Annotated in this window: 15 protein-coding genes and 1 pseudogene; 10 read left to right on the forward strand and 6 right to left on the reverse strand. The window is 62.6% G+C overall.

Going from position 1 to position 17,039, the window contains the following annotated elements:
• Positions 1 to 13 precede the first annotated feature (13 nt).
• Together HB778_RS06755 and HB778_RS06760 are read right to left on the reverse strand one after the other, a co-directional pair.
• Entirely contained in the window at positions 14 to 403 is a 390-nt protein-coding gene (locus HB778_RS06755; protein WP_244661840.1) for a hypothetical protein, read from the reverse strand.
• Between the two features lie 37 nt (positions 404 to 440).
• Positions 441 to 740, reverse strand: coding sequence for a hypothetical protein (locus HB778_RS06760; RefSeq protein ID WP_095201931.1), 300 nt, complete (start codon positions 738 to 740; stop codon positions 441 to 443).
• Between the two features lie 345 nt (positions 741 to 1,085).
• Between HB778_RS06760 and HB778_RS06765 the strand changes: the two genes are divergently transcribed.
• Positions 1,086 to 1,802: a response regulator gene (locus HB778_RS06765; protein ID WP_095201932.1), complete on the forward strand. Its 717-nt coding sequence runs from the start codon at positions 1,086 to 1,088 to the stop codon at positions 1,800 to 1,802.
• Positions 1,799 to 3,205 (forward strand): ATP-binding protein, encoded by a 1,407-nt coding sequence (locus HB778_RS06770; RefSeq protein ID WP_183462500.1) that lies wholly within the window; start codon positions 1,799 to 1,801, stop codon positions 3,203 to 3,205. The genes HB778_RS06765 and HB778_RS06770 overlap by 4 nt, the downstream gene beginning before the upstream one ends.
• Positions 3,206 to 3,241: 36 nt before the next feature.
• Here the strand turns inward: HB778_RS06770 and choV are convergent, their stop codons facing one another.
• The 3 genes and pseudogenes from choV to HB778_RS06785 form a co-directional block, all read right to left on the reverse strand.
• A complete protein-coding gene (gene choV, locus HB778_RS06775) occupies positions 3,242 to 4,423 on the reverse strand; it encodes a choline ABC transporter ATP-binding protein (RefSeq protein ID WP_096449396.1) in 1,182 nt (393 codons plus the stop codon).
• Complete coding sequence (choW, locus tag HB778_RS06780) at positions 4,420 to 5,274, reverse strand: choline ABC transporter permease subunit (RefSeq protein ID WP_183462502.1); 855 nt, start codon at positions 5,272 to 5,274, stop codon at positions 4,420 to 4,422. Before choW ends, choV begins: the two co-directional genes overlap by 4 nt.
• A gap of 133 nt (positions 5,275 to 5,407) precedes the next feature.
• A pseudogene (locus HB778_RS06785) lies at positions 5,408 to 6,342 on the reverse strand (choline ABC transporter substrate-binding protein).
• Positions 6,343 to 6,578: 236 nt separating this feature from the next.
• Between HB778_RS06785 and HB778_RS06790 the strand changes: the two are divergent.
• The gene (locus HB778_RS06790; RefSeq protein WP_183462506.1) at positions 6,579 to 7,190 is read left to right on the forward strand and encodes a thymidine kinase; all 612 of its coding nucleotides are present in this window, start codon (positions 6,579 to 6,581) and stop codon (positions 7,188 to 7,190) included.
• A 22-nt stretch (positions 7,191 to 7,212) separates the two neighbouring features.
• Here HB778_RS06790 and HB778_RS06795 read toward each other — a convergent pair whose 3' ends face one another.
• Positions 7,213 to 8,109 (reverse strand): DMT family transporter, encoded by an 897-nt coding sequence (locus HB778_RS06795; protein ID WP_183462508.1) that lies wholly within the window; start codon positions 8,107 to 8,109, stop codon positions 7,213 to 7,215.
• A 99-nt stretch (positions 8,110 to 8,208) separates the two neighbouring features.
• Here HB778_RS06795 and HB778_RS06800 point away from each other — a divergent pair, with 99 nt between their 5' ends.
• From HB778_RS06800 to HB778_RS06830, 7 genes are all read left to right on the forward strand, one after another.
• Positions 8,209 to 9,066, forward strand: coding sequence for a LysR substrate-binding domain-containing protein (locus HB778_RS06800; protein WP_183462510.1), 858 nt, complete (start codon positions 8,209 to 8,211; stop codon positions 9,064 to 9,066).
• Between the two features lie 122 nt (positions 9,067 to 9,188).
• Positions 9,189 to 9,578: a c-type cytochrome gene (locus HB778_RS06805; RefSeq protein ID WP_183462512.1), complete on the forward strand. Its 390-nt coding sequence runs from the start codon at positions 9,189 to 9,191 to the stop codon at positions 9,576 to 9,578.
• A 309-nt stretch (positions 9,579 to 9,887) separates the two neighbouring features.
• Positions 9,888 to 10,976, forward strand: coding sequence for a hypothetical protein (locus HB778_RS06810; protein WP_027143401.1), 1,089 nt, complete (start codon positions 9,888 to 9,890; stop codon positions 10,974 to 10,976).
• Positions 10,977 to 11,016: 40 nt separating this feature from the next.
• The gene (locus HB778_RS06815; protein ID WP_183462514.1) at positions 11,017 to 12,162 is read left to right on the forward strand and encodes a hypothetical protein; all 1,146 of its coding nucleotides are present in this window, start codon (positions 11,017 to 11,019) and stop codon (positions 12,160 to 12,162) included.
• Between the two features lie 24 nt (positions 12,163 to 12,186).
• The gene (locus tag HB778_RS06820; RefSeq protein WP_183462516.1) at positions 12,187 to 14,097 is read left to right on the forward strand and encodes an AAA family ATPase; all 1,911 of its coding nucleotides are present in this window, start codon (positions 12,187 to 12,189) and stop codon (positions 14,095 to 14,097) included.
• Between the two features lie 222 nt (positions 14,098 to 14,319).
• Positions 14,320 to 15,624, forward strand: a complete 1,305-nt coding sequence (locus HB778_RS06825; protein WP_183462518.1) for a DUF6638 family protein — start codon at positions 14,320 to 14,322, stop codon at positions 15,622 to 15,624.
• A 104-nt stretch (positions 15,625 to 15,728) separates the two neighbouring features.
• Positions 15,729 to 16,853 (forward strand): DUF2333 family protein, encoded by a 1,125-nt coding sequence (locus HB778_RS06830; RefSeq protein ID WP_183462519.1) that lies wholly within the window; start codon positions 15,729 to 15,731, stop codon positions 16,851 to 16,853.
• Positions 16,854 to 17,039 lie beyond the last annotated feature (186 nt).

Below are 17,039 nucleotides of genomic sequence, written 5' to 3' on the forward strand. Positions count from 1 at the left end.
AAAGCGCCGGTATTCAGTTCGACCATGCATTCGGCAGAAGGCCGCCCCAGCCGGTTGCGGCTGGAACGGCCTTGCTAGAACTGACCTCGAAGCTGATCAGGGCTTCTTCGGAGCAGCCTTCGGGGCCGCCGCGGCGGGGGCCGCCGCTGCGGGGGGCTGCCTTGGCGGGAGCCTTCTTGACCGGGCACTTGTGCTTCTTGGTCACCTTGCAGACGGCCTTCTTGGCGACCTTCTTCGGAGCAGCCTTGGCCGGAGCGGTGGTCGTCGCGGCAGCGGCCGGAGCGGTGGTCGTGGTGGCAGCAGCCGGGGCAGCGGTCGTGGTGGCGGCAGCGTTGCCGAGAGCCGGCATCGAGAAGGCAAGAGCAACGGAGAGACCGAGGGCCGACAGGAGGGACTTTTTCATGGCTTCATTTCCTTTTTATGCGGGTCGATTTTGAGCGTCACTGGACCGGGTCATTCGGTGTCACTCCAAGCAGCTTCAAAGCGTTGGCGAGCATCCGGATGCCCTGTGCCTGTTTCTTGGCGGCACAATACCGGTTGCCCTTTCTCTGAAGTGCCTTTGCCGCGGTGACCTGCGTTGCCGTGGCATGGGTTTCGAGGGCTTCATCAAATTGGTGGCTGAGATTGGCGCACCGTTCGCTCCGGGTCAGTGGCGCCTTTGCGTTTGATTGTCCTGCAGCGGCAGTGACCAGGCCAAGGCCCAGCAACGCACCCAACAAACTGATCGACAACCTTGGCATTGGTTTTTCCGTGAAACCCGGAGATTTGCGTCGCAGCCGGTAATCTGACCGCCACGGCACCGTTATGCCGCCCTACCTTTTCAGGAGTTTTTCCCGATTGTAGAATTTTGTTTCTGGATTGTGTCTGGCCCGCCCGCCTGATGCGTATCGTCCAAAAGCGGTCCCGGTTTTTGGAGCCGACACGCATGGAAACAAGGAGCTTCGGCACGGCCATTGCTTTCCATGTGGAGAAGGCGGAATTCGTTCTCCCTTGAAATCCAAGGCACTGGCCAACATATGGCCCGAATTCTATCGTGTGGCTCACCTGCCAGAATTCCTTGGCCGGCAATCGAGACAGGGCACCTCGTGAAATCCGACGCACACATACTGATCGTCGACGACGACAAGGGCATCCGCGACCTGCTTCAGGAGTTCTTCCAGAAGCGGGGGCTGCACACTTCGGTAGCCGCCGATGGTACCGAGATGGAGGCCATCCTGCGCCGTGCGCAGGTGGACCTCATCGTGCTCGACGTGATGTTGCCCGGCAAGAGCGGGCTGGAACTGTGCCGCGACCTGCGCGCCCAGTATACGACGCCGATCATCATGCTGACCGCCGTCACCGAGACCACCGACCGCGTGGTCGGCCTGGAGATGGGCGCCGACGACTATGTGCCCAAACCCTTCGACCCGCGCGAGCTCCTGGCCCGCATCCGCGCCGTGCTGCGGCGCAACGGCACCACCGAGCCGAAGCGTCCCACCACCAAGCAGATCTACCGTTTTGCCGGCTGGACGATGGACTGTTCGCGGCGCCGGCTGACGGCGCCCGACGATGTCAGGGTCGAGCTGACCATGGCCGAATTCAACCTGCTGCAGACCTTCGTCAAGAGCGCCCAGCGCGTGCTGACCCGCGACCAGCTCATCGAACTCTCCGGCGGCGACAGCGACTATTCCTTCGACCGCAGCATCGACATCCTGGTCAGCCGGCTGCGGCGCAAGATGGAAGATGACCCGAAGACGCCGAAGCTGATCCTGACGGTGCGCAGCGGCGGCTACCAGTTCCTGCCCGAGACGACCTCCGAATGAGACGTTTCCTGCCGCAGACCTTGCCTGTCTGGGTGCTGCTGATCGTCATTGCCGGCCTTTTGATCAGCCAGGTCGCGACCCTCTATATCGTGTCGCGCGACCGTGCCGTCGCCAACGATGTGGTCGACCTCTACCGCCTCAACGACCGCGCCTTCTCTTTGGTGCAGCTGATGAGCAACGCCACGCCCGAGGAGCGCAAGGCAACCGCGGCGGGCCTGTTCAACGCGACTTACGCCCTCACCGTCTCGGACACGCCGGCGGTCACCTCCTCGATCGCCGGCGACGACGAACTGGCTGAACTCGAAGACATCCTGGTCGGTCGGCTGTCGAAGTTCGGCGTCACCGACGCGCGCGTGCGGCGCGACCCAGCGACGCGCGAGGCCGACGACGCCAGCACCGTATCCGGCCCCGACATCGGCCAGGTCGAGCGCGACCTTCTGGTGCTGGCCGCCGACTTCGCCCAGAGCGACAAGCTGACAGCCTCATTGCGTTTCGCCGACGGCCAGTGGCTGAACTTCACCGAGCCGATCACGCCCGTCGGCCCGATCCTGAGCTTCGACAGCCTGCCGCTCTATTCGCTGATCGCCGGCCTGGTGGTGATCATGTCGATCTGGTCGCTGCGCCGACTGACCGCGCCTTACCGGATGATGGAAACCGCCGTGAACCGGATCGGCAAGGATTTGAAGAGCCCGCCGATCGCCGAGTCCGGCAGCCGCGAGGTGCAGGCTGCAGCCAGGGCAATCAACGCCATGCAGAAGAGGCTGCGCGAATATGTCGAGGACCGCGAACATCTTGCCGCCGCACTCGCGCATGATCTGCGCACGCCGATGACGCGCATGCGGCTGCGCCTCGAGCTGTTGCGCAAATCGGCGGTTCGCGAGGCGCTGGCGCATGATCTCGCCGATGTCGAGAGCATCGCCAGTTCCGTGATCGATTTCGCCACTTTCGAGGTGAACGAGGAAAAGACCGAGCGCATCGACTTCTGGTCGTTCGTGGAATCGATCGCCGACCCCTACCCGGAGGTCTCGTTCGACAATGACGACACCCGTTCGCGCGGCCTGATCTGCATCGCGCGGCCGGTCGCACTTAGGCGCTGTGTCACCAATCTGGTGCAGAACGCTGTCACCTACGGCAAGAAGGCGCATCTTAGCCTGCACCGCTCGGACGGCACGATCACGCTCACCATCCGCGACGAAGGACCGGGCATACCTCAGGCCCAGATCGATGCCGTGTTCGGCTCCTTCGTGCGCCTCGAACAGTCCCGCAACCGCCAGACCGGCGGCCTTGGCCTCGGCCTCACCATCGCCCGCAACATCGCTCGCGCCGCCGGCGGCGAGATCCGCCTGTCCAACCACCCGGATGGCGGGCTGTTGACGGAGCTGCGCCTGCCGCTGGCGGCCTGACGCAGCAATGACGTCAAAACAAGGATAGCGAGGCGCTTACCGCCGCAACACCGCGCTCAGCACATCCCTGATGCCGATGGCGCCGACGAAGCGGGACTGGTCGTCGAACAGCGCCACGGGTGCGGTCTGCGAGCGGTGCATGGCCAGCATCACGGTTTTCAGTGACGTGCCGGGATTGGCCCAGAACACTTGTGCCGCTTCCTCGGACTGAGCCTCGACATCGGCGCAGGACACCCACACTGCCGGCTTGCCATCGCGTTCGGCCGCCGCCACCAGCCCGTGCTCGTCGATCTTGAAGCGTGTCGTCTTGCGCCGGTCGAGCCACACCCAGCCATTGTCGCCGTGATCGAGGTCGCGGCTGTCGCGCATGACGTTCCAGGCGGTGAGCACCGACAGCGGGTTCACGTTGGCGATGAAGTCGCGCACATAGTCGTTGGCGGGACGCAGCACTATGTCTTCCGGCGCACCGGTCTGCACGATGCGCCCGCCCTCCATGATGGTGATGTGGCTACCGATCTTCAGCGCCTCTTCCAGGTCGTGGCTGACGAAGATGATGGTCTTCTTCAGCTCGGCCTGGAGCTGCAGCAATTCGTCCTGCAGTTTGGTGCGGATCAACGGGTCGAGCGCCGAGAACGGCTCGTCCATCAACAGGATCGGCGCTTCGGTGGCGAAGGCGCGGGCCAGGCCGACGCGCTGCTGCATGCCGCCCGACAGCTCATGCGCGTATTTCTTCGACCACTGGTCGAGATTGACCAGCTTGAGCTGCTTATGCACGCGCTCCTTGCGCTCGGCATCCGGCACGCCGGCAAGTTCGAGGCCGAGCCCGACATTTTCCTCCACCGTGCGCCACGGCAACAGGCCGAACTGCTGAAACACCATCGCCACCTGCTTCTGGCGCAGGCGCCGCAAGGTCGGCTCGTCGCAGGTGACCACGTCGACGATCTTGTCGCCGTCCTTGACCAGCACCTGGCCGCGCGACACCACGTTGAGGCGGTTCACGGCCCGAAGCAGCGTCGACTTGCCGGAGCCCGACAGGCCCATCAGCACCGAGATCTCGCCCTCATGCACGGTCAGGCTGGCGCCGGCGCAGCCCAGCACATTGCCGGTTTTCTCCAGGATTTCGGCGCGCGTGGCGCCCTTGTCGATCATGGCCAGCGAGCCGGCCTGATCGGCGCCGAAGACGATATCGACGTTCTTGAAATCGACGGCGACGGTCATTTCTTGCCTCCAACGCCAATGCGGGTCATTCGGTCGAGCACGATGGCGAGCACGACGATGGCGAGGCCGGCTTCAAGCCCGAGATCGATGCGGCGCGAGCCGAGCGCGCGGTTGATTTCGGTACCGAGTCCGCCGGCGCCGATCAGGGCCGCGAACACCACCATCGAGAGCGACAGCATGATCGACTGCGTCAGGCCCGCCATGATGGTGGGCAGCGCCGAAGGCAGTTCCACCTTCCACAGAAGCTGGCTCTTGGTGGCGCCGAACGCCTCGCCGGCCTCGATGATCGACTTCGGCACCGAGACGACGCCGAGATGGGTGAGCCTGACCGCGGTCGGGATGACGAAGATGATGGTGACGATGAGGCCGGGCGCGTTGCCGAGGCCGAACAGCGTCAGCACTGGGATCAGGTAGACGAAGGTCGGCAGCGTCTGCATCAGATCGAGCACCGGCAGCATGATGCGGTAGACCTTCGGCTTGTGCGCCGCCCAGATGCCGAGCGGCACGCCGATGGCCATGGCCATCGCCGCGGCGGCGACGACCAGCACCAGCGTCTGCACCGTCTGCTTCCACAGGTTCTGGTTGATGATGAAGATCAGGCCGAGGAAGACGCCGATGGCCAGCGGCCGCGAGCGCTGCAGCAGCCATGCAATGATCGCGATGACCAGTGCCAGCAGCACCGGCGGCACCAGCAGCAGGACGTTGACCAGCCCGTCGAGGATGAAGTTGAGGCCATTGGAGAAGGCCCTGAAGATGGTATCGAAATTGTCGGTCAGGAAGCCGAAGAACGCCTTGCCCCAGGCGCCTATCGGGATCTTGTGATCGACCATGAATTGCGAAATCGGATCCATCTTACCCCTCTTCGTCCAGGAGCCGCCCCTGCTCTCGGCTCGCGCAACGTCATCTTGTCACAGGATATGAAAAAGGGCAGCCTTTTCTAAGATGGCTGCCCTTCCTGGTTCGGCCTTGCCGAATTCAGTCGGCTCAGCTTCCGAGCGCGGTCTTGACCGCTGCCGCGCATCGCCACCGTCGAAGGTGGTCACGCCGGCGAGCCATGGCTTGACCGCGTCCGGGTTCTTCTTAAGCCAGTCTGTCGCCACCGTGGCGGCGTCGCCACCCTTGAGGATCGCGTCCATCATCTGGCCTTCCATGTCCAGATTGAACTTCAAATTGGCGATGAACTTGCCGGCATTCGGGCACTCGGTGGTGTAGCCCTTGCGCACATTGGTGAACACGGTCGCGGCGCCGAAGCCGCTGTCACCCATGCCGTCGAGATAGGTGATCTTCATGGCGCCCATCACCGGATGCGGCGTCCAGCCGAGGAAGGCGATCCACTCATTGTTCTTCATCGACTGCTCGGCCTGCGTCAGCATGCCGGCCTCCGAGGATCCGACCAGCTCGAAGCCTTCGAGATTGTCCTTCGGGTTCTTGATCATGTCGAGGATGATGCGGTTGCCGTCATTGCCGGCTTCGATGCCGTAGATCTTGCCGTTGAACTTGTCCTTGAACTTGCCAAGGTCGGTCAGCGACTTGACGCCGGCGTCCGCCACATAGGTCGGCACGACGATGCCATAGCCGGCGCCGGTCAGGTTCGTGCTGATGGTCTCGACCGAGCCATCGGCGGTGTAGTCCTTGATGTCATTGGTCATCGACGGCATCCAGTTGCCGAGGAAGACATCAAGGTCCTTGTTCTTCAGCGAAGCCATGGTCACCGGCACCGACAGCTGGATCACCTTCGGCTCGTAGCCGAGCGCGGTGAGCAGCACCGAGGCAACCCCGGTGGTCGCCTGGATGTCGGTCCAGCCGACATCGGAAAGACGCACGGTCTTGCAGCTTGCGGCGTCGCCGGCGAAGGCAGCGCTCGTGGACAGCAAAGCCGCCAGGCCGAGGCCGGCGGCGAAGGAATTCATACGCGACATAGACAGTCTCCCATTGTGATTCTTTGGCGAAGCGTAGTTACGGTTTCTCTGCCCGCCTTGTTTCGTCAGCCAAACACCATTCTGGTGTGGATTCAAGCGCTAAGGCAATCACGATCAACGGCGCGGACTGGCCAATCAGCGACACGGTTGACGCTTTTGTCGTGCAAGGCTGCTTTTTCAGGGGAATGCGTTGGCGGCCTCTCCCCGCGCGGAGGCAAGTCAGCTTAAAAGATCGCATGGCCAAGCTCTATTTCAACTACGCGACGATGAATGCCGGCAAGACGACGATGCTCTTGCAGGCGTCGTACAATTATCGCGAACGCGGCATGACGACGATGCTGTTCGTGGCCGGCCATTACCGCAAGGGCGACAGCGGCCTGATCTCGTCGCGCATCGGGCTGGAGACCGAGGCCGAGATGTTCCGCGACGGCGACGACCTTTACGCCCGCGTCGCCGAGCATCACGACCATACGACGGTGCATTGCGTCTTCGTCGACGAGGCGCAGTTCCTCGAGGAGGAGCAGGTCTGGCAATTGGCCCGCATCGCCGACCGGCTGAACATTCCGGTCATGTGCTACGGCCTGCGCACCGATTTCCAGGGCAAGCTGTTTTCCGGCTCGCGCGCGCTGCTGGCGATCGCCGACGATCTGCGCGAGGTGCGCACCATCTGCCGCTGCGGCCGCAAGGCGACGATGGTCGTGCGCCTCGGCGCCGACGGCAAGGTGGCCCGCCAGGGCGAACAGGTGGCGATCGGCAAGGATGTCTACGTGTCGCTCTGTCGTCGCCACTGGGAAGAGGAAATGGGCCGCGCCGCGCCCGACGATTTCATCGGCTTCATGAAATCCTGACCTTGCCTGCCTGCGATCCGCCTCAGACCGCCGACACACGCCGTCGCGGAAACCGCCAGCCCAGCCGGACACCGAGCGTCGCCACGGCGATCAGCACCATGCCGGCCGCCTGCGCCGGCCCGAGCGGATGCCCATAGATCGCCCAGTCGATGATGATGGCAACGACCGGATAGATGAAGGTGATGATGCCGATCACCGGCGTCGTCAGGCGCGGAAAGGCGGAGTTCATCAGCACATAGGCAATGCCGGTGTGCAGCACGCCGATGCTGACCAGCCAGCCCCATGAATGCGCGGGAACATGCTGGCCGATCCCTGCGAAAGGGGCGAGCATGACGATTCCGACGATCGTCTGGCAGAGCACGGTGACCTCGGCGCGCTGCTGGCCGAGCCCCTTGGCGAGGATCGTCGCCACCGCGTAGAGCAGCGCGGCGACCAGCGTCAGCGCAATGCCCAGCGCCCATGCTGCGCTGGCTTGCGCATGCGAAACCACCAGCCCGCTGGCCAGCACGACACCAAGGAACGCGCCAAGCATCCACAGGATCTGGTCGAGCGAGATACGCTCCTTAAGGAAGACCACCCCGATGACAACCACGAAGAACGGCTGCACGTGATAGACGATCGTCGTCGTGGCGATCGACGTCATGGCGAAGCCGGCGAAGAAGGCCGTCCAACTCAGCACCATGCAGACGCCGCCAAGTGCGGCCAGCGCAAGGCGGGACGGCGACAGCGTCCTGTCCGGCAAATAGCCCCGCAGCAGGCACCACGCGCCCAGGAACATGGCGCCGAACACGCAGCGCCAGAACACGATCGTCACGGGATGTAGCCCCGCTTCCGTCACGAAGGCGCCGACCGTGCCGGCGATCGTCATTGCAACGGCCAGGCTCGCGGCCGGAAAACGGGAAGTTGGCAGGTCCTTCATCGAACGCTCCTCAAAAGGACGAGACCCATCAGGCCAGCAGGATAGCTTTCAAACAAGCGAATAGATTTGGACATAGCTATTCGATATGCTGATAGCACCATGGCTGCTCCGCTTGACCTCAACCTCCTGAAAACCTTCGTCGCCGTCGTCGAGAGCGGCAGCCTGTCCAATGCGGCACCGCGGGTCGGCCGCAGCCAGTCGGCGGTCAGCATGCAGATGCAGCGGCTGGAGGAGATGGTGGGCAACCAGCTTCTGGTGCGCGGTCCCCGAACCGTCACCCCCAACGCCATCGGCGAGGATTTTCTCATCTACGCCCGCCGGCTGCTGAAGCTGTCGGATGAGGCCTGGGCGAGCGTCACCCGGCCGAAGGAGACGGGCAGCGTCCGCCTTGGCGTGCCGGACGACTATGCGGCCTTCCTGCTGCCACCCGTACTCTCACGCTTTGCCGAGGACCACCCGCTGGTGACGGTGGAACTGATCTGCGAACAGTCGACCGCGCTGGTGAAAACCCTGGCCGAGGGGAAACTCGACCTGGCGATTGTCACCCGCTTGCCGGACCAGCCGCTCGACGTCATCCGGCTGGAACGCTTCGTCTGGGTCGCCTCGCCCAACCATGTTGCCTGGCAGGCCGATCCCTTGCCGGTCGCGCTGTTCGAGCCCGGCTGCGCCGCCAGGATGAGCGTCTTGCAGGCGCTTGGCGAAGCCGACCGGTCCTACCGTTGCACCTATTCCAGCGCCTCCCTGCTTGGCCTGATCGCGGTCGTACAGGCCGGGCTCGCCGTTGCTGGCCTCGCCCAGCGCAGCGTGCCCCAGTCGCTGCGCATCATTGGCGCCAATGAAGGGCTTCCCGCACTGCCGGATCTCGAAGTCGGCATCTTGCGCAACCCGCTGTCGACGACGCCGGCGGTCGATCGGCTGCATGATTTCCTGCGCCGCGACCTTGCACAGCAAGCCTGAGATCCTCGTCCGGTCGCACGGGATTGAGCGCCCGCCCGCCTATCCCCAATCCCGCCACGATGCAGCGTTTGTTAAGGCCTCGGCCCTATAAGGCCGTCAGCCAGAGCTCTCCGGGGTCAGCCATGCTTCGAGCCGTTTCCTCAGCCAGCCTTCTTCTCATTGCCACCTCGATTGCCGCCCATGCCGGCGGCGACCCCGTACAGGGCAAGCACGTTTTCAACCGCTGCATGGCCTGCCATGACGCAGCCACCGACCGCGACAAGGTCGGCCCGCATCTCAAGGGTGTCGTCGGCCGCACCGCGGGTTCCGCGGAAAGCTTCCTGGGCCACTATTCAGAGGCAATGAAGAGCGCCGGGGCGAACGGTCTCGTCTGGGACGAGGCAAATCTTGCTGAATATCTCCGGGCTCCCAAGCTCAAAGTTCCTGGCAACAAAATGGCTTTTGGCGGCCTGACCAATGATGACGACATCGCCAATGTCATCGCCTATCTGAAGGCCGATCCGAAGCCTTGAGCGAGCGCCGGTGCGGCACGGCCGCATCGATATGTTTGCCTGCAACCGGTTCAATTCCCTGCCGAATTCAGCATATCCGCGCTGGCGGCGACCGATTGCTTTGCCGGCACGGAAGTTCAATGACAGTTGAACTAGACCAAGCCGGCTGGCTAATCACGCCATGACCCCACCTTCATTGTCTTTCAAGGCCTTGGCGGATTCTTTTGTTTTCACGCCGCCTCTATCTTCACGTCTTTCAATCCCCGGATGCCCCACATATATTCGCCGCTGTTCGCAACCAGCGATCGGAAGCCGAAGCGGGAGGCCCCTATGGCGACATTGCAGAATTTCGATGCCGAAATTGCCAAGACCAAGCAGGTCGTCCAGGACATGCGCACCAAGATCGAGCAGTCCGGCACCGTGCTCGACACGCTTGCCACCGCTGACAAGAAGATCGGCGACGCCAATTTCGACATCGAGAACGCCCGCATCGAGGATGTGCTGAAGCAGCAGAAGGTGATGGAAGGCAACATTGCCGACCTGATCATCGGCCTTGAGGACGCCACCAACGTCTTCGGCGCCGAGTTCGAGAGCATGAAGAACTACACCGGCTGGGAAAATTTCGTTGGCGTCTTTTCGGCGCAGCGCAAGCAGCGCATGCGCACCGACCGCGTCCGCAACATGTCGCTGGCCGGCAATCTGCAGGAACTGCTGGCCAAGTCCGACACCATCGTCGGCATCCTCAAGGCGCAGAAAGAGGTCCTCGACCAGCGCTACAAGACCTCCGAGGCCAGCCTGTCGCAGGTGATCGAGCGCCGCAAGACCACCATGACCAACCTCGAAGCCGTGCAGAAGCGCATCGAGGAACTCAACCCGATGCTGCTCGACATCGAAAACAAGATCGCCGCCTCGACCAGCCAGAAGGACCGCACACAGCTCGAAGGCGAACGCTCCAAGCTCGCCACCGAGTACAATGAGAAGCAGGCCAAGGAGCAGGAACTGCTGGCCGAAAGCCAGACGCTCGAGCGCTACACCTCGATGTTCCAGACCTTCGTCGATTCGCTCAACAACCAGATCGCCGCGCAGTCGACGCTGATCAACAAGCTGACCATCGATACCGAACAGCGCATCGTGCTCTACAAGGCGCTGGAAGATTCGCTGAAGACCGCCGCCCAGCAGGACGTCGCCCACAAGATCAACACGCTGGGCAGCCAGGTCGACAACACCGCGGAAGAAACCATGGCCGGCATCGGCGCCGCCTCGCAGAAGCACATTGGCGACCTGCTCGAGATGCATGAGAAGAACATGGTCGCCAGCGCCGACATCCAGCGCCGCAAGAAGCTGGCCGACGATGCCTTCGCCCGCCGCTTCGATGAGGTGCTGAAGAAGCACAATTCGGCCAACTACGTGCAGTCTTAATTGCCGCGCGCACCGGTGCGACAATCCCAGGGCTGATAGAATGACCCCCGAAAACGACGCGGCGGCGCGGTATTTCTCGGCAATCACGGCCGCGCTCAGCGGCCTTGAAGTGTTCATGCGCGACGACCGCTCGCCGCTTTACCGGCACGGTATCGTCGCCAAGATCGTTGCCGAATACATCGCCCGGCTCGACAAGTCCTTCTCCTGCTGGCGCAACCGGCTGGGCTTCATGGACACGTTCCGAATTTCCCGCGCCGAAAGCGGTTTTCCTGTCTTCCAGAACCTGCTCGAACTGGAAAACGACCGTCGCCAGGCCGACAGCCGGCTCGCCAACATCCCGCTGGCCGGCGAGCTCCGCGAGGAGATGGCCGACTTCATCCTGCGCCATAAGGAATTCCCCGAAGCGCTGCAGAAGTCGATGGCCGAACGGCTCTATCTCGAGGACGTCAAGAGCGAGCAGACCTTTGGGCCGTTCACGCTGGCGCAGACGGCCAAGGTGTCGGTCAACCCGAAGACGGCCCTGCCCTACTATCTCGTCCATTGGGCGACCTTCGACGGCAGCGCCAACCTGCCTTTGGTCTACATGGTGACGGTGGAGGATTCCTCCGAGAACATGGTCCGCCAGCTCGTCGACGGCAACGGCAAGCTCAACGACAAGGTCGACATCCCGCTGCCGGTCGACGGCCTGCTCAATCCCGAGCTTGCCCATCGTTTCGACGATTTCACCGAGAAGAACTCCGCCTACACGCTGTCGCCGGCGACCATTGCGGTCAACCTCGACAAGGATTTCGAGCCGCTGCACCCCAAGCAATTGCGCCGTGTCGTGCTCGGCCCTTTCTATTCGGCGGGGATTACCGACAACAATTCGACGGTGACCGAAGTGCTGGCCAAGGTGCGCAAGCCGGAAAACGCCTGGCTGCTGACCTGGACCATCCAGGAGGTCTATTCCAAGGGCGAGAAGCCCGGCCGCAAGGGGCTGTTTTCCAGCGAGAAGACGACGCAGGAATTCTTCATCAACACCGATGATCTGGAAGCCGCGCGCCAGGGCGTGTCGAGCTACGAGAACCACGCACTGATCCCGCACGAGGCCTACCAGGCGCTCTACGCCGCCGGCGAAGCACAGAAGATCTTTGGCGGCTACAAGGTCCACATCCTGTCCAACGGACAGGTCATCTCAGACGTCTGACCGTAACACCACGGAGCACACTTCATGGACACCGGCCTGACCACCATCCCGGAAGCGTCGATCGAAAAGCACCGCGCCACCGCGCAGAGCTTCATCACCCGCATCGTCGTGCTGGAAGACCCGGCACGCGAATCAGGCACCGCGCTTGCAGGCACCAACCGCCGCTTCATCTCCACCGTCTCGGTAGGCTCGGTGCGCCGCACGCGCGAGGTCGAGCTCACGAAGACCGTCGGCGCTGTCCATCCCGACGATCAGTTGCTGACCATCCCGCAGCACACGCTTCTGTTTCGCGCCCGGCGCGGCACGGCGATTGCGCTCGCCGTATCGGATGTTTTCGCCGAAGGTTCCGACCTTGAAAGCCTGCAAGCGAAAAACACCCGCGCCCCGCTCGAGGGCGACGAGGCATCGGCCTTCAAGAAGCTCCTGTCCGCCTCGGCCTACATCTCGGCCTTCAGCCTGGCGTCCTATCTGTCCCAGCTGATCGACAGCGACGGCGAGGCGCCCAACGACATCCCGGAGCCGGACTTTCTCTTCGACACGCCGCAGGATGCGGTGAAGTCTATCCTCGCCGGTCTCGACAAGGCGATAGCGGGCTCGAAGGACGATGCCGACCTGATGATCAGGGCGCGCGCCTTCGCCCGTGTCGCCATCGACGGGCTGCTGGCCAGAAAAGGCCGCTTCGACGGCATCGGCCCGTTCGAGAACGCCCATATCCGCATCGATGCCGACGATTTCACCCTCGACGGCTTCGACGTTGCCCCCGGCAAGCGCTCCAAGCCGCTGGTGATGACCTTCAAGAAGCCGGAAGAGGTCGTCGGCAACCACATCGCCAAATACCAGTCGGTCAAGCTCGCCAAGATGCTGATGGCCTATGATTTCGAGCGCGAGCTGAACCCGTTCGTCGAGCTCGGTGGCTTCCTGTTCACCTTCATCGGTGACGGCGCGCCCGGCACCGGCAAGACGACTTTGATCCAGATGATCGCCGGCCTCGTCAACGGCTACTGCCAGGTCGCCGGCTATCCCTTCGCCTATGAGAATTTCGGCGTCGACCAGATTTCGTCCTATCAGGGCAAGTCGGGCCAGAACTGCCGCCAGTTCATCAACAATGTGCTCAACCCGCGCGTCATCGGCTTCGGCACCATCGACGACATCGACCAGGTGGCGGCGCGCCGCTCCGACGACCGCGCCTCGGCCGGCCAGCAGGAAATCACCGGCGTGTTGATGGATGCCTTTGCCGGCGCGTCAACCGTGGTGCGCGGCAACTGCTCGTTCGGCATGTTCTCCAACTATCCGGAAAATGTCGACGATGCGCTGCGCCAGCGCGCCGGCGCCCGCTGGCTGGTCGACGGTCCGCAGACTCGCGACGACTATATCGACATCTTTGTGCTGCTGGCCGGCAAGAACCACGAAATCCCTCTGGGCAAGCACGAGCTCTACGCCGCGCAAGAAATCCAGCGCGCTGTCGAGGAGGCCTATGAGGAGCATGAAAAGCCGCAGGAAGACGGTCTGATGAAGGTCTACGAGCGCTACATGAAGGAGAATGGCGCGCCCAAGACCATGGCCGACATCGGCACCTATCTGCACCTGATCAAGGACGCCGAGCCGCGCTTCACCGGCCGCGCCATAAAGAACGTCACCGACGCCATCAAGATGCGCGCCATGGACATCGAGCTTCCCGACGACTGGTTCGAGAAGCCGGAAGCCTTCATGCACAAGACCTATGACGAGAAGAAAGCGATGATCGAGGAATTGCGCGGCCCGTTCTCGATGGACATGGTCATGCAGGAGATCAACCGCTACGCCGACTCGGAGTTCCGCTATTCCGACAAGTCCGACGACGCCGCTGTGGAAAAACTGCTGCGCGACGCGAGGTTGCGTGAGAGGGCGGCGCGCGAGATGGAGGAGATGAAGAAGAAGGGGCTTTGGAATGCGTGAAGCACGCCGACGCCCCCTTCTCCCCTTGTGGGAGAAGGTGTCGCCGAAGGCGACGGATGAGGGGTGTTCCAGAGAACACCAGCGTCTCACTCCGCTGGAACACCCCTCATCCGTCTCGGCGCTGTCGCGCCGATCCACCTTCTCCCACAAGGGGAGAAGGAAGGCTCGCGCCCCTCATCCGCCCTTCGGGTACCTTCTCCCCGTGAACGGGGAGAAGGCATAATGGCCGCCGCCAAAAAACCCGACCTTCTGCGCGACAACGAACTCATCTACGGCCGCTTGCTCACCGTCGACGAGCCGCATCTCATCCAGCGCTACAACAAGGCGCTGGCCGCCTTCGGTCTGCCTCCCACCAAGTTGAAAAGCTTCCAGATCGACCGTACCGGTTTCTCGCCCGAGATCGCCGACGAATGCGGCGACCCCGACTATCTCGATCCCAACGAGGTCAACCGCCGCTTCATCATCCTGACGCCGTCGCAGATCGACCTGCCGGTGGTGCACACGGCCTTCTCCAACACCTCGCAGCTGATGTTCGAGTTCATGTCCAAGAACCAGCGCGCCATCGACGCGCTGACCATCAAGGACGTCATCTACGGCGAGATCGAGGACTCCGTTCCCAAGGTCAACGACATCGAGGACTTGCTGTCGATCAACCAGGTCGAGTTCAAGGTGCTGTCGGCCGAGGACGTGCTGGGCAAGGCCGCCGAACTCGGCAAGCTGGTCGACCGGCTGAAGCAGGAGCCCGACGCCTGGCGCGACAATGCCATGCTGACCCGCATGGTGGAGCTGGCGAAGGTCTGCGGCGATATCCGCGAGAACGCGCTGGTGCCGGACCAGGTGATCTTCCGCCACAACGCCTACTGGACCAGCCATTTCGGCGGGCTCTACGTCTTCGTCGACCCCGGCATGACGACGGTGATCAGCGATCCCGCCGCTCCGGGCTTTCGCCGGTCGCGGCCATGGCAGGTGAGCTATCTGTCGATCAACGACGCCGACAAGGTGTTCAAGTTCCTGGCCAGCACCGGCCGCATCGAACTGCCCCGAGCCTCCTGGATCGAAGCCTCGGGCTATCTCGAGCACCGCGCCGAGATGGTGGTGCGCGCGCTGATCCGCGACGCCGAGCCGAACCGCAATCTAACCGATGTCGACAAGGTCTGGCTGCAGACCTGGATCCAGAGCCATGCCGACCTGATCACAAAGGACGGCAATTTTCCTTTCCTCAACGCCGCCAAGCGCGAGATCGCCCAGCTTGGCCATCTCAAGATCGACGATGTCTTCCCGCAGCAGCGCTTCCTGGTAATCCGCGCCAAGCCCGACCACCCCGACGCCTGGCTGACCAACCGGCTGATCTCGGATTTCGTGCCGAGCGACTTCGTCTCGCGCTACATCTTCAACAAGCAGGGCTTCTACAAGGATTATGACGGCTTCAGCGACGCCTGGAGATCGCATGTTGTGGACGTTCTGAAAACCACATATTTGAAGGACAAGGTGGCGTTTCGCACACGCCTCTACGGGCTGACTGACTAGAACGAAATGAACCGTCATTTCGTTCTAACTTATTGTTTGGCGCATGATTTTATCCAAAAAGTCTGCAGCTTTTTGGCATCATGCTTTGAGGGGATGACACAGCCATGCTCGATCCGATCGTGAACTTCTTCACCCGGATTTTCCAATGGATCGGCCGCGGCATCGGCCTGTTGATCGGCGCTATCCTGTGGCCGTTCCTATGGGCGGGCAGCTGGTACACGCGGCGCGGCTGGATCCTCAAGGCCGTGGTCGGCTTGGCCGTGCTGGTGCTGATCGGCCTCTATGCCAATTTCTTCTATGCCACGCAGTGGTGGAACAAATTCAACCCGAACTACCCTGACACCTACACGTTCGAGAAACGCAATGTTTCCGCCGGTGAGCAGGTGGCCGCCGGGACCGGCACCGACACGGCAAAGACTTGCGGCAACTCTGGCATCGCCCAGGTGGCGGCCGACCTGACCGATTTCAACGTCAACCAGAATGCCTGGATCTCGTCGATGATCCTCTACAAGCTCGGCCTGTTCGGCATCGACTGGGACGATACGCCGTGGATGGACAACAAGGCCTCGTTCCAGCGTGGCATCAACCAGGCTGTGCGACGCACCGCGACCGAGCTTGCCGACAATCTCGGCCGCGTGCGCACGACCTCGCAGATCGATGCCGATTTGCAAGACGCGCGCGGCAATCTGCAATTCGACGAATACACCTGGTATTTCGGCGTCAGCCCGTTCGGCCCGAAGACGCCGACGCCGAGCTATTACCGCGACGCGGTGCGCAAGCTGCGCTCCTTCAACGCACGGCTGGCCACCTGCCAGGCCACTTTCGATGCCCGCGCCGACAATCTGAAGCAGTATATCGACCGTATCGCGTCGGACATCGGCTCGACTTCCGCCATCCTCAAGGAGCGCGCCGAAAATCACAACAATGGCTGGTTCGACACCCGCGCCGACGACCGCTACTGGTTCGCCTACGGCCAGCTCTATGCCTATTACGGCCTGATGAAGGGTGCCCAGGCCGACTTCGAGGACGTCATCAAGGAAAAGCACCTGCAGAGCCTGTGGGACACGATGGACGCGCAGTTCGTCTCGGCGCTGCGCATCCAGCCCTTCATCATCGCCAATGGCCGCGAGGATGGCTGGCTGTTGCCGACGCACCTGACGACGATGGGCTTCTACATCCTGCGGGTCCGCTCCAACATGGTCGAAATCAGCAACGTGCTGACGCAGTAAGGCTGCTTACCCCGCAATTCGGCGATGGCGAATTTGCGCCGTCGCCTCTGTCGCATTCCGTGCATTGTGCGGCTGTTTTGAGACGGCGGAAGCGCCCCTGCTCTGGCTTCTATACGGCGCGGCAAGCGGAGCCAGAAAGAACCGAGGACAGGTCGGCCGGCCGCAAAAGAATTTTCTCTATAGGAA

The sequence above is a fragment of the Mesorhizobium huakuii genome (assembly GCF_014189455.1).
Taxonomy (GTDB): Bacteria; Pseudomonadota; Alphaproteobacteria; order Rhizobiales; family Rhizobiaceae; genus Mesorhizobium; species Mesorhizobium huakuii_A.

Excerpts from the sequence above, each read along its gene's own strand:
- HB778_RS06755 (WP_244661840.1), bottom strand. The coding sequence starts at position 403 with ATGAAAAAGTCCCTCCTGTCGGCCCTCGGTCTCTCCGTTGCTCTTGCC.
- HB778_RS06760 (WP_095201931.1), bottom strand. The coding sequence starts at position 740 with ATGCCAAGGTTGTCGATCAGTTTGTTGGGTGCGTTGCTGGGCCTTGGC.
- HB778_RS06770 (WP_183462500.1), top strand. The coding sequence starts at position 1,799 with ATGAGACGTTTCCTGCCGCAGACCTTGCCTGTCTGGGTGCTGCTGATC.
- choV (WP_096449396.1), bottom strand. The coding sequence starts at position 4,423 with ATGACCGTCGCCGTCGATTTCAAGAACGTCGATATCGTCTTCGGCGCC.
- choW (WP_183462502.1), bottom strand. The coding sequence starts at position 5,274 with ATGGATCCGATTTCGCAATTCATGGTCGATCACAAGATCCCGATAGGC.
- HB778_RS06790 (WP_183462506.1), top strand. The coding sequence starts at position 6,579 with ATGGCCAAGCTCTATTTCAACTACGCGACGATGAATGCCGGCAAGACG.
- HB778_RS06795 (WP_183462508.1), bottom strand. The coding sequence starts at position 8,109 with ATGAAGGACCTGCCAACTTCCCGTTTTCCGGCCGCGAGCCTGGCCGTT.
- HB778_RS06800 (WP_183462510.1), top strand. The coding sequence starts at position 8,209 with ATGGCTGCTCCGCTTGACCTCAACCTCCTGAAAACCTTCGTCGCCGTC.
- HB778_RS06805 (WP_183462512.1), top strand. The coding sequence starts at position 9,189 with ATGCTTCGAGCCGTTTCCTCAGCCAGCCTTCTTCTCATTGCCACCTCG.
- HB778_RS06810 (WP_027143401.1), top strand. The coding sequence starts at position 9,888 with ATGGCGACATTGCAGAATTTCGATGCCGAAATTGCCAAGACCAAGCAG.
- HB778_RS06815 (WP_183462514.1), top strand. The coding sequence starts at position 11,017 with ATGACCCCCGAAAACGACGCGGCGGCGCGGTATTTCTCGGCAATCACG.
- HB778_RS06820 (WP_183462516.1), top strand. The coding sequence starts at position 12,187 with ATGGACACCGGCCTGACCACCATCCCGGAAGCGTCGATCGAAAAGCAC.
- HB778_RS06825 (WP_183462518.1), top strand. The coding sequence starts at position 14,320 with ATGGCCGCCGCCAAAAAACCCGACCTTCTGCGCGACAACGAACTCATC.
- HB778_RS06830 (WP_183462519.1), top strand. The coding sequence starts at position 15,729 with ATGCTCGATCCGATCGTGAACTTCTTCACCCGGATTTTCCAATGGATC.